The sequence below is a fragment of the Rahnella sp. BIGb0236 genome (genome assembly GCF_004364755.1).
Classification (GTDB): domain Bacteria; phylum Pseudomonadota; class Gammaproteobacteria; order Enterobacterales; family Enterobacteriaceae; genus Rahnella; species Rahnella victoriana.
Map to the genome: position 1 here is coordinate 13564 of NZ_SOAO01000012.1, position 15164 is coordinate 28727.

The 15164-nt window shown below is 54.7% G+C and carries 15 protein-coding genes; 9 read left to right on the forward strand and 6 right to left on the reverse strand.

The window, feature by feature from the left end; translation table 11 throughout:
- The first annotated feature begins 422 nt into the window (after positions 1-422).
- Entirely contained in the window at positions 423-2237 is a 1815-nt protein-coding gene (gene edd / locus EDF78_RS19885) for a phosphogluconate dehydratase (protein WP_133823755.1), read from the forward strand.
- 141 nt (positions 2238-2378) lie between these two features.
- Complete coding sequence (locus EDF78_RS19890; RefSeq protein ID WP_133823756.1) at positions 2379-2948, forward strand: VTT domain-containing protein; 570 nt, start codon at positions 2379-2381, stop codon at positions 2946-2948.
- Positions 2949-3344: 396 nt separating this feature from the next.
- Here the strand turns inward: EDF78_RS19890 and EDF78_RS19895 are convergent, their stop codons facing one another.
- Positions 3345-3809: a nuclear transport factor 2 family protein gene (locus EDF78_RS19895; protein ID WP_133823757.1), complete on the reverse strand. Its 465-nt coding sequence runs from the start codon at positions 3807-3809 to the stop codon at positions 3345-3347.
- Positions 3810-3906: 97 nt separating this feature from the next.
- Between EDF78_RS19895 and EDF78_RS19900 the strand changes: the two genes are divergently transcribed.
- Positions 3907-4308 carry a helix-turn-helix domain-containing protein gene (locus EDF78_RS19900; protein WP_133823758.1) on the forward strand — a complete coding sequence of 134 codons (402 nt, stop codon included), beginning with the start codon at positions 3907-3909 and terminating at the stop codon, positions 4306-4308.
- A 28-nt stretch (positions 4309-4336) separates the two neighbouring features.
- Here EDF78_RS19900 and EDF78_RS19905 read toward each other — a convergent pair whose 3' ends face one another.
- Positions 4337-5227, reverse strand: a complete 891-nt coding sequence (locus tag EDF78_RS19905) for an AraC family transcriptional regulator (RefSeq protein ID WP_133823759.1) — start codon at positions 5225-5227, stop codon at positions 4337-4339.
- Between the two features lie 138 nt (positions 5228-5365).
- Between EDF78_RS19905 and EDF78_RS19910 the strand changes: the two genes are divergently transcribed.
- The 3 genes from EDF78_RS19910 to EDF78_RS19920 all read left to right on the forward strand — a co-directional run bounded on the left by EDF78_RS19910 (position 5366) and on the right by EDF78_RS19920 (position 7580).
- Positions 5366-6109 carry an SDR family oxidoreductase gene (locus tag EDF78_RS19910; protein ID WP_133823760.1) on the forward strand — a complete coding sequence of 248 codons (744 nt, stop codon included), beginning with the start codon at positions 5366-5368 and terminating at the stop codon, positions 6107-6109.
- Positions 6110-6123: 14 nt separating this feature from the next.
- Positions 6124-6525: a VOC family protein gene (locus EDF78_RS19915; protein ID WP_133823761.1), complete on the forward strand. Its 402-nt coding sequence runs from the start codon at positions 6124-6126 to the stop codon at positions 6523-6525.
- Positions 6526-6596: 71 nt separating this feature from the next.
- Positions 6597-7580: a saccharopine dehydrogenase NADP-binding domain-containing protein gene (locus EDF78_RS19920; protein WP_133823762.1), complete on the forward strand. Its 984-nt coding sequence runs from the start codon at positions 6597-6599 to the stop codon at positions 7578-7580.
- A gap of 246 nt (positions 7581-7826) precedes the next feature.
- On the opposite strand, the gene EDF78_RS19925 is transcribed toward EDF78_RS19920, so the two are convergent.
- Positions 7827-8684 carry an aldo/keto reductase family oxidoreductase gene (locus tag EDF78_RS19925; protein ID WP_133823763.1) on the reverse strand — a complete coding sequence of 286 codons (858 nt, stop codon included), beginning with the start codon at positions 8682-8684 and terminating at the stop codon, positions 7827-7829.
- Positions 8685-8779: 95 nt separating this feature from the next.
- Between EDF78_RS19925 and EDF78_RS19930 the strand changes: the two genes are divergently transcribed.
- Positions 8780-9700 carry a LysR family transcriptional regulator gene (locus EDF78_RS19930; RefSeq protein ID WP_095921954.1) on the forward strand — a complete coding sequence of 307 codons (921 nt, stop codon included), beginning with the start codon at positions 8780-8782 and terminating at the stop codon, positions 9698-9700.
- Here the strand turns inward: EDF78_RS19930 and EDF78_RS19935 are convergent.
- Positions 9692-10594 carry a LysR family transcriptional regulator gene (locus EDF78_RS19935; RefSeq protein WP_133823764.1) on the reverse strand — a complete coding sequence of 301 codons (903 nt, stop codon included), beginning with the start codon at positions 10592-10594 and terminating at the stop codon, positions 9692-9694. The genes EDF78_RS19930 and EDF78_RS19935 overlap by 9 nt on opposite strands.
- Before the next feature lie 153 nt (positions 10595-10747).
- Here EDF78_RS19935 and EDF78_RS19940 point away from each other — a divergent pair, with 153 nt between their 5' ends.
- Together EDF78_RS19940 and EDF78_RS19945 are read left to right on the forward strand one after the other, a co-directional pair.
- The gene (locus EDF78_RS19940) at positions 10748-11497 is read left to right on the forward strand and encodes a glucose 1-dehydrogenase (RefSeq protein ID WP_131692751.1); all 750 of its coding nucleotides are present in this window, start codon (positions 10748-10750) and stop codon (positions 11495-11497) included.
- A gap of 183 nt (positions 11498-11680) precedes the next feature.
- Positions 11681-13309 carry an ABC transporter ATP-binding protein gene (locus EDF78_RS19945; protein WP_133823765.1) on the forward strand — a complete coding sequence of 543 codons (1629 nt, stop codon included), beginning with the start codon at positions 11681-11683 and terminating at the stop codon, positions 13307-13309.
- Here EDF78_RS19945 and EDF78_RS19950 read toward each other — a convergent pair.
- Together EDF78_RS19950 and EDF78_RS19955 are read right to left on the reverse strand one after the other, a co-directional pair.
- Entirely contained in the window at positions 13306-14172 is an 867-nt protein-coding gene (locus tag EDF78_RS19950; protein ID WP_133823766.1) for a rhodanese-like domain-containing protein, read from the reverse strand. The genes EDF78_RS19945 and EDF78_RS19950 overlap by 4 nt on opposite strands.
- Positions 14165-15163 carry an ornithine cyclodeaminase family protein gene (locus EDF78_RS19955; protein WP_095921959.1) on the reverse strand — a complete coding sequence of 333 codons (999 nt, stop codon included), beginning with the start codon at positions 15161-15163 and terminating at the stop codon, positions 14165-14167. Before EDF78_RS19955 ends, EDF78_RS19950 begins: the two co-directional genes overlap by 8 nt.
- Position 15164: the final 1 nt, after the last annotated feature.

Here is a 15164-nt window from a genome sequence, read left to right on the forward strand (position 1 = left end):
AGGAAGAGTAAGTAAATAACCTTTATTTATAGTCACCTTGCCGGAAAATAACCCACCTTGTAAACAACGGGTTATCATCGTCTCTAAGTAATAGACAAGGAATTAAATAATTACAAGGCGGAAATAAAAAATTAAGCAAAGTGTGCGCTTTTTAGCATTTTGAGCGCGGGCAATGCGGGCACCACGTCATCACGGCCGCCAATGTTGCTTAGGTGTTAACCCCCCTCCGAAACATGTTTCAAGGCTAATAATTTACTTTGAAGCAGATCACATATCTTCATTTGGCCATCACCTGCTGATTGTCAGGGTATAAAAAGGTTCTGATAATGTTACCCATAACATGTTACCGGTAACATCTGCAATAACGGGCAGGCTCATCGGCATGATTGCTTTTACGATGCTCTGAGAAAAGGGACAACACTATGATTAATAACACCGTAGCCCGCGTAACGCAGCGGATCATCGACCGTTCCGCGTCCCGCCGTGAAGCCTTTCTGGCGCGTATGGCCGCCGCCCGGTCACACAGCGTTCACCGCGCGCAACTGGCTTGCGGCAATCTGGCCCATGGCTTTGCCGCCTGCCAGCCGGATGACAAAAACGACCTGAAAAATATGGTGCGCAGCGACATCGCGATTATTACGGCCTACAACGATATGTTGTCGGCGCACCAGCCTTATGAACATTATCCGCAGCGGCTGAAAGAGGCGCTGAAAACCGTCGGCGCGGTCGGGCAGGTGGCGGGCGGTGTACCGGCGATGTGTGACGGTGTCACACAGGGGCAGGACGGCATGGAGCTGTCGCTGATGAGCCGCGACGTGATCGCCCTGTCAGCGGGCATCGGCCTGTCGCACAACATGTTCGACGGCGCGCTGTATCTGGGCATCTGCGACAAAATCGTGCCGGGACTGGTGATGGCCGCGCTGTCATTTGGTCATCTGCCTGCGGTGTTTGTCCCCGCCGGACCGATGAGCACCGGCTTGCCAAACAAAGAAAAAGTGCGGATACGTCAGTTATATACCGAAGGCAAAGTTGACCGCCAGGCGCTGCTGGAAGCGGAAGCCGCGTCCTATCACGGCATCGGCACCTGCACGTTTTACGGCACCGCCAATACTAACCAGATGGTGATGGAAGTCATGGGGCTGCATCTGCCGGGGGCGTCATTTGTGCCGCCGGATTGCGCACTGCGTGATGCGCTGACCGACTCGGCGGCGCGTCAGGTCACCCGCCTGACCGAAACCAGCGGCAACTATCAGCCGCTCGGCCAGATGCTGAATGAGAAAACCCTGGTCAACGGCATTGTCTCGTTGCTGGCGACCGGCGGTTCCACCAATCTGACCATGCATCTGGTGGCGATGGCGCGGGCGGCGGGCATCATCATTAACTGGGATGATTTCTCTGAGCTGTCCGATGCTGTGCCGTTGTTGTGCCGTATCTACCCGAACGGCCCGGCGGATATCAACCAGTTCCAGGCGGCGGGGGGCGTGCAGCTGGTGGTACGTGAACTGCTTCAGCACGGCCTGCTGCATCAGGACGTCAATACCGTGGCCGGTTTTGGTCTGGATCGTTATACGCAGGAGCCGTGGCTGGATAACGGCACGCTGGCGTGGCGCGAAGGGGCGGAACGTTCCCTCGATCCGGCGGTGATTGCCCGCGTGGCGCAGCCGTTTGAGCACCACGGCGGCACCAAAGTGCTGTCAGGAAATCTGGGGCGCGCCGTGATGAAAACTTCCGCAGTCCCGGCGGATAACCAGATCATCGAAGCGCCTGCCGTGGTATTCGACAGCCAGCATGACATCGTGCCCGCCTTTGAAGCCGGTAAGCTGAACCGCGACTGCGTGGTGGTGGTGCGTTTTCAGGGACCACAGGCCAACGGCATGCCGGAACTGCACAAGCTGATGCCACCGCTGGGCGTATTAATGGATCGTGGATTCCGCGTGGCGCTGGTCACCGACGGCCGTTTGTCCGGGGCTTCCGGCAAAGTGCCTTCCGCCATCCACGTCACACCGGAAGCCTGCGACGGCGGCATGCTGGCGAAAGTGCAAAACGGCGACATCATCCGCGTGAATGGCCGGACCGGCGAACTGGAATTGCGGGTCGGTGCTGCGGAACTGGCGGCGCGTCAGCCTTATCAGCCCGATCTCAGCGCAGAACATACCGGCTGCGGACGCGAGTTATTCGGTGCCTTGCGCAGCCAGCTTTCCGGCGCAGAACAGGGCGCCTGCTGCATCAAATTTTAACCTCAACGTGAATGATGACAGAACACCCTGACGCGGTGGCGGGCGCGAAGTAAAGCGTTTGCCGTCAGGGCTAAACAATACGAAAATGGCGGAGCGTTATTCTCCGCCATTTTTTTATCTGCAAACCGCGCCTGAGGCATTATGTTTTCATCCGACACACTTGAAGCACTGATCCGATCGCACGGATTACTGATTATGACACCGCTGGTGATCCTCGAAGGGCCGCTGGTGACGGTGATTGCAGGCTATCTGGCGCGTCTGCATTATTTCAGTTTATCCGCCGTATTTATCATGGTGCTGGCGGTGGAGGTGTTCGGGGATATCCTTTTTTACTCCCTCGGCCGCTGGGTGATCAACGCTGACGGCCAACCGCCCGGCTGGCTGGCGCGTCTCGGACTGACACAGGCGCGGCTGGAAAAAATGGTGAAAAGTTTTGAGCATAAAGGCGGGCGGTTGCTGGTGATTGCCAAACTGACCCATTCGGCGGGCGCCCTGGTGCTGACCGGTGCGGGTATGGCGCGTATGCCGCTGGGGCCTTTTCTGTTCTATAACATTCTGGCGGCCATTCCCAAGAGCCTGTTTCTGCTGAGTATCGGCTGGATGTTCGGCGATGTGCTTGCGCAGGTGAATAACGGATTGCAATACGTCTCCCTTTTCCTGCTGATTGTGCTGGGTGTCGCGATGGTCATCTGGCTGCGTTCGAAGCAATAACTGAATACATCCCACACATCGGCTCAGGGATTTTCTTCGTGCCACCGGCACCGAAAGAAGGGGCATATATCGGGGCTGAGATGTTTGAGGTGTGATCCATAGGTTGACGGTTTTACGCTGCATCAGGTTGAGGGTAGCGTAAAACCGGTGTTTTACTTTGCGGGGCTGGTTTGTGGCAGGAGCGGACATCAGAATGATTATATAGATATCAAAATCTATTGAAGTGGCCCTGATGGTGTCATTAACCTGGAATATGAAACATTCTTCTTTTCTTTTAACGATGGATGAATTAATGCTCCTTCATCCACCATTGTTTTAAGATAAGGCACACACAATAAAGATTTCAGTACATTTGCATATCTCAGAAATTCTGGTTATCCAATGTTCCGGTAAACCTTACACTCCTGCCAGCACTGTCGGGTCACCCGTCCTCCAGACATTATCAACTGTGACCCGGCATATGAACCAGCCGCCTTGTTGCTTTAAAAGTTCAACGTCATAACGATTTTTCATCAGATAGTGGCGTGAGGGATCGGATTCAGGCAAGTGCTGTGCTTCCACAATCGCCTCCAGATATGCTTTATCTCCATCGATAGTTACACGTGGGTTCGTCACTGAATGAGTGGTGACAATCGGCTTAAGCGAATTCAGCAATGCATCAGCTATCGTTTCTTTACCCTCCAGAACAGGATATTCAAAACCCGCTTTAGCGCCCGCAGGGCGGAAGTCAGACACGGCATCTTCAGTAAAGGCCCCTTTAATTAACTCCGGGTCTTTGAGATCAATTCCTGCCGCATATCGGTAAAGTGAATCGACGATAGCAAGCTTGTTTGCAACATTTTCACTGAGTGATACTGACATAATTTGCTCCTTATGATGGGTGATTCAGATGGTATACTGTGGATACCTGGTGTCAATTAGGCACCTTTTTTCACCCAGGTATACGGAGGTAAACTGTATGTCAGCAAACAACAGGCAAGCGCACAGTCCGGAGTATTACCCCGGTCATTCATGCGAGGACAAGGCTTCAGGCCGGTTATTACTGGATCAAATAACTGACAAGTGGTCTGTCTCAATCCTTTTCGCTCTGTGCAGCAAGCCATTGCGGTTTAACGAGATAAAGCGATGCATGGATGGCATTACCCAGAAGTCACTGACTCAATGCTTACGCCGTCTTGAACGAAACGGCATAATTGCCCGTCGCGTCATTCCATCGTCTCAGATTGCAGTTGAATACAGCATTACTCCTCTGGGGCGCACTCTGGAAGCGCCGTTTCAGGCGCTATTTAACTGGACCATTGAGTACAGTTCTGACGTGACACTTGCTCAGGCTGCGTTTGATGCCAGGACAACCGAATAAAATTCTGGCAGGCAATCTTCACTTTGCGCTAATTGCGGGTATGGCTGAGGGAAATTTTTTTCAAATCAGCTGAGGGCGGTAATCCAAATTGTCGTGCGTATTCCCGACTAAACTGAGTGTGGCTTTGATAGCCCACCGATAGCGCGACATTCATAATATTTTCGCCCGATGTGGCGAGCTTAAGCCGGGCATGCATCAGACGAATTTGTTTCTGGTATTGCACGGGGCTTAAGGCAGTTATAGCGCGGAAGTGGCGGTGAAAAGCGGACACGCTAAGCGCTGCCATTTCAGCCAGATCCTCTACACGTATGGCTTGTGTGTAGTTTGTCTTAATCCAGTTGATCACCTTGTAAATCCTTGCAAGGTGGGTTTCAGGCGTTGCGATCTCCCTTAGCATCCACCCAAGGGGGCCCTGTAGTACACGAAAAAGAATTTCCCGTTCATACGCCGGAGCCAGAGCGGCAATTTCATCAGGCTTTCTGATAAGGGTAAGCATTCTAATCCATGCATCCAGTAATTCCCGGGTGACTGGCGCTACTGAAAATCCTGAATGATAGAGGGAAGCGTCACCCGTGCCGGGGATCTTGTCCAGCAGATCGGCAATAATTTCAGGCTTGGGCGTCAGGCTGACAGCCAGATAAGGTGCATTTGTAACGTTATCAGGGAACACATTTCCTACTGCGGGTAAGTCTACTGACATGACAAAATAAGTAGCTGGATTGTAGTTTAATGTCCTTCCGCCGACAGTCATGCTTTTTGAACCTGTCAGGATCAGATTAATCATAGGCTCATAAACAGCAGAAAGTCTGTGCTCAGGAATTTCTCCCTGCACCATTGCTACCCGGGGAATTCCCGTCTCTGTCCGCTGATTTCCGGCTCCGGATGCCAGTTCTCGTAGTTCGCGTAATTTATTTTCCATCAGCGATTGATAACACGTCTCCCTTACCCACAACAACATAAAAGCAGAATTGGGCAACAATCAAAGAGGATCGCATAAGCCAGCGATAATCCCGGTGCGTAACCTGTGTAACGTATTCTTTCACTTACAGGAGCAATTATGAAACACGTTCTGATTACCGGGGGCAGCAGGGGAATTGGTGCCAGCACAGCGATCGAGTGTGCAAGGCGTGGATTTGGCGTCATTCTGACGTGGAACAACCAGGCTGAATCAGCGCAATCCGTTGTCAAGCGCATCCAAGCCTCCGGTGGTAAAGCCATTGCTATGAAGCTGAATGTTGGCGACGTCGGTAGTTTTGATGAGTTCCGGGCTGCCCTTGAGCGGGTGATGAAAGCACAATGGAATACAACGGGTCTTGATGGCCTCGTTAATAACGCCGGCTACGGACTCTTTAACCCCATTGAAGCCGTAACTGAGGAGCAATTTACTGGCCTAATGAATGTGCATCTCAAGGGGCCATTCTTTCTGACACAAAAGCTGCTGCCTCTTCTGCGCAGAGACTCCTGCATTGTCAATATCACAAGCGCTACCACGCGTGTTGCCACCGCTGGTGTCGCCCCTTACGCAGCATTTAAGGGGGGACTTGAAGTCCTGAGTCGCTATATGGCGAAGGAATTTGGCGAACGCGGGATTAGAGTAAACGCAGTATCACCTGGCCCCATCCGCACTGAACTTGGCGGTGGGCTTAATGACGAATTTGAATCTCTGCTCGCTTCACAAACTGCGCTGGGGCGCGTTGGTGAGCCTCATGAAGTCGCCCGGGTGATTGCCTCTTTGCTGACGGACGATGGGGGCTGGATCAATGCGCAGTCAATCGAGGTTGCGGGTGGCTATAACGTCTGATAAAGGAAATTATTTTGCTTGATCATATTTTTATCTCAGTCAGTGACCCTGTACGTTCAATCGCATTTTATGAGCGCGTACTCTCTGTTCTTGGCATCGTAAACCGCCATGACTATGACGGTGCGCAGGGGCCTCACGGACACCCTGACCTCAAAGGATTCGGTGCAAATGGCCGTATTTTTTTCTGGCTCAGGCAGGGGACTGTTTGCGCTGATGCTGTCCATGTAGGTTTCATCGCAGAATCGGAGTCCATGGTTAACGTGGCGCATGCTGAAGCTCTTGCTGCTGGTGCAACCGAAATTCACCCACCGGGAGCACAGAAGCATTATGACCCCCGTTATTACGCAGCCCAGGTCAGAGACCCAGACGGATATAGCATTGAGTTTGTCTATAAAAGTTGGCAACACAATCCATAAGCCGTACACGCTTACTATACGAACTCAGATGCTAAACCAACATAACGGTTGCACTGTTACACAGGATGAAAATGAAAACTCTGATGATCTATGGCGCTACCGGGTATACAGGAAGCATGATTGTTCAACACGCATTAGATTCGGGCATACCGGTGACTATTGCAGGCCGCAATGAAGATAGACTTGTCGCTATGGCCAGTGAGCTGAACTTACCATACAAGGTCTTCTCTCTTGAAAATCCGGCTGAAATAGATGAGGCGCTGGCAAATGTTACGGTATTGCTCAACTGCGCAGGGCCTTTTGCGTACACTGCTGATGCCCTGATAAACGCAGCGGTACGCAATAAGATTCACTATCTCGATATTGCCGCAGAACAGGACAGTTACAGGCTGGCTGAAGCCTATGATGAGGATGCGAGTGCTGCAGGCGTTATGCTGCTACCGGGGTGTGGAGGATCGGTAGCAATGCTGGGGTGCCTCGCAGTACATGCCGCAGAACGGGTAAAGTATCCTGTAAGCATTTCTCTGGCACTGAACGTGGCCGGATCAATGTCACGGGGCTCAGCTGTGAGCGCGATGGAGAATTTATCGCCTGAATGTCTCATAAGACTCAATGGACAGCTGGTGCCAAAGGATCCCGGCGAACTGAGATCTTTTGATTTTGGCAGTGGTGCACGAGAATGTTTTCCAGTAACTCTGCCGGACCTGGTCACTGTCTGGAAAACAACGGGCATCCCTGACATCTCTACATTTGTACACGTTAGTGGGATTGGGTTTCCGCAAGGGGATTTATCTACATTACCCGATGGCCCTTCAGCAAAAGAGCGTGAAAGCAGTCGTTACCAGGCTGTTGCCGAAATAGTAGACGCTGAAGGAAAGACAGTACAAATGCTGCTGGACACGGTTAATGGATACAGTTTTACTGCGATAGCCGCAGCGGAGGCAGCGCGAAGAGTGCTGGCGGGAGATGCAAAGCCTGGTTTCCAGACGCCTGCAGACTTATTTGGGAAACATTTCGCGGAAACCATCGCAGATACGCGTATCACTCAGCTGTAAGCCTTGTGTCCTAAATGATTTGAGGGGCCAATGAATGTTGGCCTGTTGAAAATGTCCTGTCTTCATATCCTAAACATTTTAGATGTACTTCTTGTTCCTGAGGTTTAGCACTTCCTGGAACATTCATGGTTAAACGACAGCCTCATAAGATTTTCAGCGTCCGCACCTCGCTCACCGCGGTCGTTTTCTAACGCGGATATTTTACATTCTGAGTCCCCGATGCTGAGGACTCAGTTCATAGGATCCTCAGCGCATTCCGTTCAGTTTTCCCATCACCTCATCAGATAAACTCAGCCGTGCGCTGGCCAGATTCTCCTGCAAATGTTCCGGCGATGACGTGCCGGGGATCAGCAAAATATTCGGTGAACGTCTGAGTAACCAGGCCAGCGCCACCTGCATCGGTGTGGCCTGTAATTCAGCGGCGACGTCGTCGAGTTGCGTTGACTGTAGCGGGGAAAATCCGCCCAGCGGGAAGAAGGGCACGTAGGCAATATCTTGTTCCGCCAGTTTATCCACCAGCGCATCGTCGTGGCGGTTGGCCAGGTTATACATATTCTGCACGCAGGCAATGGGCGTCAGTTTCTGCGCGTCCTCCACCTGTTTTGCCGTGACATTACTCAGGCCGATGTGACGAATCAGTCCCCGTTCTTTCAGCTTAATCATCGCCTCCAGCTGCGGTTCCAGTGACCCTTCTTTCGGTTGATGAATATCCAGCATGCTGCGCAGGTTCACCACTTCCATCGCCTCAAGTCCCAGATTGCGCAGGTTGTCTTCCACGGCGCTGACCAGTTCGTGCGGGGTGAATGCCGTTAACCAGCCACCTTTTTCATCACGACGTGCACCGACTTTGGTAACGATGCACAGATTGTCAGCGTAAGGATGCAGGGCTTTTTTGATCAGCTTATTGGTTTCATGCGGACCGTAGAAATCGCTGGTATCAATATGATTCACGCCGCTCGCCACGGCATCGCGCAATACCTGAATCGCGCGGGCTTCATCTTTTACCGGACCAAAAACACCCGGACCCGCCAGCTGCATGGCACCGTAACCTAAACGTGCCACTTCGCGGTCGCCGAGACGATAAGTCATTGAGGGTTGTGACATAGGACTCTCCTTTATATGTGTTCACTGATTGTAGCGTTGCGCCGGCTGTGCAACTATCCGGTGAAATCAGGACAAACTGTACGAGGTTACGCACAATGACGATGGATATCGCCCTGTTGCACGCCGTGGTTGAGGTGGCGAAAGCCGGTGGATTTCGTGAGGCGGCGCGGGTCACCGGCAGTAACGCATCCCGGCTGAGTGACGCGGTACGTCGTGCCGAACAGCAGCTGGGGATCCGGTTATTTCACCGCACCACACGCACGGTGGTGCTGACTGAAGCCGGCAGGGCGCTGATTGAGCGATTGCTGCCCGCCATGAACGAGGTGAATGCCGCGCTGGATGCGCTTAACCGTTATCGCCACACGCCGGGCGGTGTACTGCGCCTGAATGTGCCGGTCAGCGCCACGCGGCTGGTTTTGCCTGCCTTAGTGCCGGAATTTCTGCGGCGTTATCCGGATATTCAGCTGGAAATTATCGCTGAAAGTAATGTGCAGGATGTGTTTCGTGACGGCTGTGACGCCGGTATCCGTTATGACGAACGTCTGGAACAGGACATGGTGGCGATCCCCATCGGCCCGCGCGTTCAGCGTTACGCCGCGGCGGCGTCACCGGCTTACCTTGATGCCAACGGCAGGCCGTTGCATCCCCGGGATCTGATCCCGCATCGCTGTCTGCGGGGGCGCTATGCCAGCGGCATCATGCCCGACTGGGAATTCGAGCGTGAAGGCGAAGCCCTCAGCGTGCAGGTGAGCGGTCCGCTGGTGGTCAGTGTCGGTGGCGCGGTCGATCTGGCGGTCGACGCGGCGATTGCAGGAACGGGGATCATTTATTTGTTCGAAGAGTGGTTACAGCCCGCTATTTTCAGCGGACAACTCGAGCCGATATTACAGCCGTGGTGGCTGTCGTTCACCGGTCCCTGGCTTTATTACAACGATCGCCGTCTGATCCCCGCGCCTTTACAGGCGTTCATTGATTTTGTGCGGGAAGATAATCTGCGCCGCGAAACGTTACTGTGAACGTATGTGGAATCCTTCCAGCAGCCAGTCGATAAACACCCGTAGGCGCTGGGGAACGTGGCGGTTTTGTGGATAAACCACATGGAACGGATACGGGGCCGGACGCCATTCGTTGAGGATTTCCACCAGCGTGCCGTCACGCAGGGCGCTGTTGGCTGAATAGCTGAAGGTCTGGATGATGCCCAGTCCGGCGAGTCCGGCGGCTAAATGGGCATTGCTTTCGTTGACGCCGATGCGGTGCGGTACTTTGATCTCGGTTTTCTCGCCGTCCCGTTCAAAACGGAAGGGGAACGCGCGACCATTTTGTGATGACACGTAACAGACCAGCCGGTGGCCGTTTTTAAGTTCATCGGGATAGGCCGGTGTGCCGGAAGATTTGAGATAGGCCGGGGTGGCGCAGGTGATCAGCGTGGCGGTACCGATTTTACGGGCGATCAGCGTCGAGTTATCCAGCGGACCGCCACGGATGACGCAATCCACGTTATCGCTGATCAGATCCACTGGCCGGTCGGACACGCCGAGATCGAGGCAAATATCCGGGTAGCGCGCCATAAATTCCGGCAGCATCGGGATCAGCACATCGCGCGCTGTGGAACCGCCGACATCGACCCGTAACAGACCACGCGGCTTGCTGCGCGCGGCATTCAGCGAGGTATCGATGTCTTCCAGATCGCGCAGTACCCGCGCGGTTTTCTCGTAGTAAGCCTGACCTTCCGGCGTGACCGTCACCCGCCGCGTGGTGCGCTGAAGTAACCGCACGCCGAGATGCGCTTCCAGTTCCTGCACCATTTTACTCAGCGTCGCATTGGGCATATCCAGTGAATCTGCCGCGCGGGTAAAGTTACCGGCTTCCACCACGCGTGCAAACGCCCGTATCGCTGTCAGTTGGTCCATCTGTTTTCTCCGCCAGTCAGTATGTGTTGATTATACACAGCCATGAATAGTCATTTTCATTTTCCACTATTTTTCAATAAACGGGGCGGGGCTAGAGTAAGTCCATACCGCAAACGCGGCTCACTGAAACGCGACTGATAATGAGGCATGAAAATGAGCAAATCACTGAACGAAAAAATTGCACTGGTCACCGGCGGGACAAGCGGGATTGGTCTGGCAACCGCTAAAGAACTGGCCCAGCAGGGCGCCCGGGTATTTATCACCGGCCGCCGTCAGGCTGAACTGGATGCGGCAGTCAGTGAAATCGGCAGCGCCGCAACGGGTATCCGCGCCGATGCGTCGGTATTGTCTGACCTCGATGCGGTCTATGCGCAAATCGCCAAAAGCGCAGGGCATCTGGACATTCTGTTTGCTAACGCGGGCGGTGGAGACATGCAATCGCTGGGCGCGATCACCGAAGAACATTTCGACCGTATTTTTGGCACCAACGTGCGCGGCGTGCTGTTCACCGTGCAGAAAGCGTTACCGTTGCTGCGCGAAGGGGGTTCGGTGATCCTCACCGGTTCCACGACGTCGATTCAGGGGACGGAAAGTTTCAGCGTCTACAGCGCCAGTAAAGCGGCGGTGCGCAACTTTGTCCGTTCATGGGCGCTGGATCTGAAAGGCCGCGGCATTCGTGTCAACGTGGTCAGTCCGGGGCCGGTTCGCACGCCGGGGCTGGGCGGGCTGGTGCCGGATGAACATCGTCAGGGATTGTTCGATGCGCTGGCCGCACAGGTGCCGCTGGGTCGTCTCGGTGAACCGGAAGAAATCGGCAAAGCGGTGGCGTTTCTGGCCTCCGATGCCGCCAGCTTTATCAATGGCACAGAACTGTTTGTGGATGGGGGGATGGCACAAGTCTGAGTCATTTCAGGGCTAAATAAACCTGCCGGGCAGATCACCGGCAGGTTTTCGCATCTCACGAAGAAACCACGATAAATCATCATTAATTAGCAGAAATTAATCTATCGTCTCGCTGCCTTTAAGGTTGTCGCCGGAAGATATACGATATATTCTCAATGCTTAATTCTTCGCCGGACCACCGCTATGACGACTGCCAGACCTTTACTCGACGTTACCCATCTCGCCATTCATACCGATGCCGGATCACCGCTGGTCAAACCATTATCCCTGCAGGTGAATTCCCGTGAAATGGTGGCGCTGGTGGGGGAATCCGGTTCGGGAAAAACGTTGAGTTCGCTGGCGCTGATGGGATTGTTGCCGCCTGGTGTGAATATGACAGGCGGTGAAATCTGGCTTGAGAACAAGAAAATTGCCAGTCCGCAGGGTGCATTTGACGCGTCGGCGCGCGGTAAACGGCTGGCGATGATTTTTCAGGAACCGATGACCAGCATGAATCCGGTACTGCAAGTCGGCGAGCAGATCGCCGAAGTGCTGGTACGTCATCAGGGACTGAACTGGAAGCAGGCGCACCGCGAGGCCGTTGCGTTGCTGGACCGTGTTGGCATCCTGAATCCGCAACAACGTGCGAAACAGTATATTCACCAGCTTTCCGGCGGCATGCGTCAGAGAGTGATGATTGCCAGTGCCATAAGTTGTAAGCCGTCGCTGCTGATTGCCGATGAGCCCACGACCGCGCTGGACGTCACCATTCAGGCGCAGATCCTGACATTGTTGCTGGAATTGCAGCATGAAATGGACATGGGCGTGCTGCTGATCACCCACGACCTGAGCGTGGTGGCGCGTTACGCAGATCGCGCTTACGTTATGCATCAGGGAAATCTGGTGGAAGAAGGGTCGGTGACAAAATTGCTGACTGATCCTCAGGAACCATACACCCGCAAACTGATTGCCGCCTCGCAGTCTGAACCCCGCCCGGCCACCGCTGAGATCAGCACCGAATTGCCGTTGGTTCGTCTGCGCGAACTGACCAAAAGCTATCCGCAGGCGCAGCGCCTGCCGTTCGTGCCAGCAAAACGTCAGACGGTGCTTTTCCCGACCTCGCTGGATATCCGTCGTGGCGAAATTCTGGGGCTGATCGGCGGATCAGGTTCGGGGAAAACTACGCTGGGGCGGGCGATCATCGGCCTGACGGAAACCGACAGCGGCGATATTGAATTTGACGGCGTTTCCCTGACCCGTGCCAGTCAAGCCACGCGGCAGAAAATGCGCAGCCGGGCGCAGATTATCTTTCAGGATCCTTACGCCAGCCTCAATCCTAAAATGACCATTGGTGAGCAGATTGCCGAACCGCTGCGGGTGTACAAATTGCGGCCAGCCGGGGAGATTCAGGCGAGGGTTAGCGAATTGCTGAAACAGGTCGGGCTGGAAGCGCATCACGCCAACCGTTTACCGGGCGAGTTTTCCGGTGGTCAGCGCCAGCGGGTGGCCATTGCCCGTGCGCTGGCGTTAGAGCCAGATTTGCTGGTGGCCGATGAAGCGGTGTCGGCGTTAGATCTGTCGGTGCGCGGGCAGATCCTGGCGCTGCTGGATGAACTCCGTCAGCAACTTGGTCTGACGGTGCTGTTCATCAGTCATGATCTGGCTGCGGTAAAACAGGTGTGCGACCGCGTGGTGGTGCTTTATCACGGCAAAATCGTGGAGAGCGGGCTAACGGCGCAGGTGCTGGGCGCGCCGCAGCATCCTTACACGCAAACTTTGCTGGCGGCAGCGCCGGATATTACGCAGGCGCTGCAACTGCGTAAGGCCAGTTAACACCCCGTCAGCAGCGGCAGTTCAGAATGTTCTGCCCATTCATGCCAGGAGCCGACATAAATGGCCAGTTGCGGGTAACCCGCCAGTTGTAGGGCTGTAAATACCGTGGCGGCGCGTGCGCCACGGTGGCAATAAATGATCACCTGCCGGTCGGGCTGTAACCCGGCTTTGTCTGCGCGATGGCGGATTTCTCCGGCATCAAGAAACGCGCCGTTGTCTACCACATCCTCCCAGAACAACAAATTCGCACCGGGAATTCTGCCGGCACGGTGGCAGCATTCATGGGCAAATTCACCGCTGAATTCTGACGGACGACGGGCGTCAAGAATTTGCGCGCCGGTCGTTCCTGCTGCAAGCACTTGCGCGCGTGTCGCCGTCAGTGCGTTTAGCGGTGCGATCTCCTCACTGTCTGGCACACGGTAATCCGGATTTTCAGCGCGGATCACTGCACTGTTGCCGGTTCCCGGCATCACGTCACCGCCTGCGCGTTGCCAGGCGTCAAGCCCGCCGTCGAGCACTAACGGCTGGCGGATGCCGCCGCACAACGCGAACCACGCACCGCGCGGGGAACGCATGCCGACCTGTTGCTCAAAAAAAACCACTGTGACGTTGTCACTGATGTTGAGCGCCTGCCAGGCTCGCTGAAAGGCAATAAGCAGGCTGTTCACACCGGCCTGCGTGCTGTCCGGAATAAAGTAATCATAAACATTCAGATGATGTGCGCCGGGCAGCGTTGCTGTCTGCCATTGCGCGATTTCACGGACATCAATCAGCGCAAATTCTTCGCCATTCTGGTGGCGCCCGAGCAGTTCTGCGGCGCTGATAATGATGTTTGGCAAGGGTGATGCGAAATAATCAGGCAAGGTAAAATGACTCCGGAAAAAGCGGTAACAGCGTGCCGGTTCCCTGTTGCTGAGCAAGTGCAAGCACACGTGCTGCCAGGGCGATATCGAAAACATTGAGGCCAAATGAGGAAAAATACACGCTGTCATCCGGCGCAGGCCGCCAGCCATCGAGCAGCAGATTGCTTAAGTCAGCATCAACGAGGTCCGGGGAAAATTGCCCGGCGCGGTACATCTGGAAGAGGCTTTTGGCGCTGGTTTCGCAGAAATTCCCCCACAAATCGACGACCACTTTTGTGGCGAGGGCAATCGCCTCAAACGCCACTTCGTGAAAACCCACCTGAATAATCAGACGTCCGGGGCGGATGACCTCCGTGCCGGCCAACGGTTCGGCCGCACTGGTACAGGTGATCACCGCATCGGCGTCTTGTGCGCAGGCATGCTGTAAATCTGTGATTCTGATCAGCGGCCACGGCAGGTTTTCAGTGTCCGTCGCAAAGGTGGATGCGCTGCGACTCCACCAGCTGACCTGCTTAAGATGCGGAAAAAGCTGTCGCAGCATGTCCAGGTGCGCGGTAGCCTGTACACCCGTGCCGAGCAGCAGAACGTGTTGTACCTTTTGCGGCGCGGCATGCCGTAACGCCAGCGCCGAAACGGCGGCGGTACGGGTGGCGGTCAGCCCGGCGCTCTCTACCAGCCCGAGCGGCAGGCCGGTATCCGCACGGTTAATCAGCGTCATCGCCATCGCCTGTGGAAGACCGTCGTGTGCATCGGGACGATGTGCTGTCCATTTCACGCCCGCAGCGTTAAACCGTCCGCCGACATAAGCGGGCAATGCGTAAGCTTTTCCCCGTGCACCGGCGAGACTGACGTGGGTTTCCGCGGGCATCTGCGCCTGCTGTTGACGCATTAAGGTGACAACGTCACGCACATCATCCAGTGCGGCCTGCGCCCGCGTACCACCGAGCGTAATCACATCCTCCTGACTCAGATAGCGAAAACCCTGCGTCATC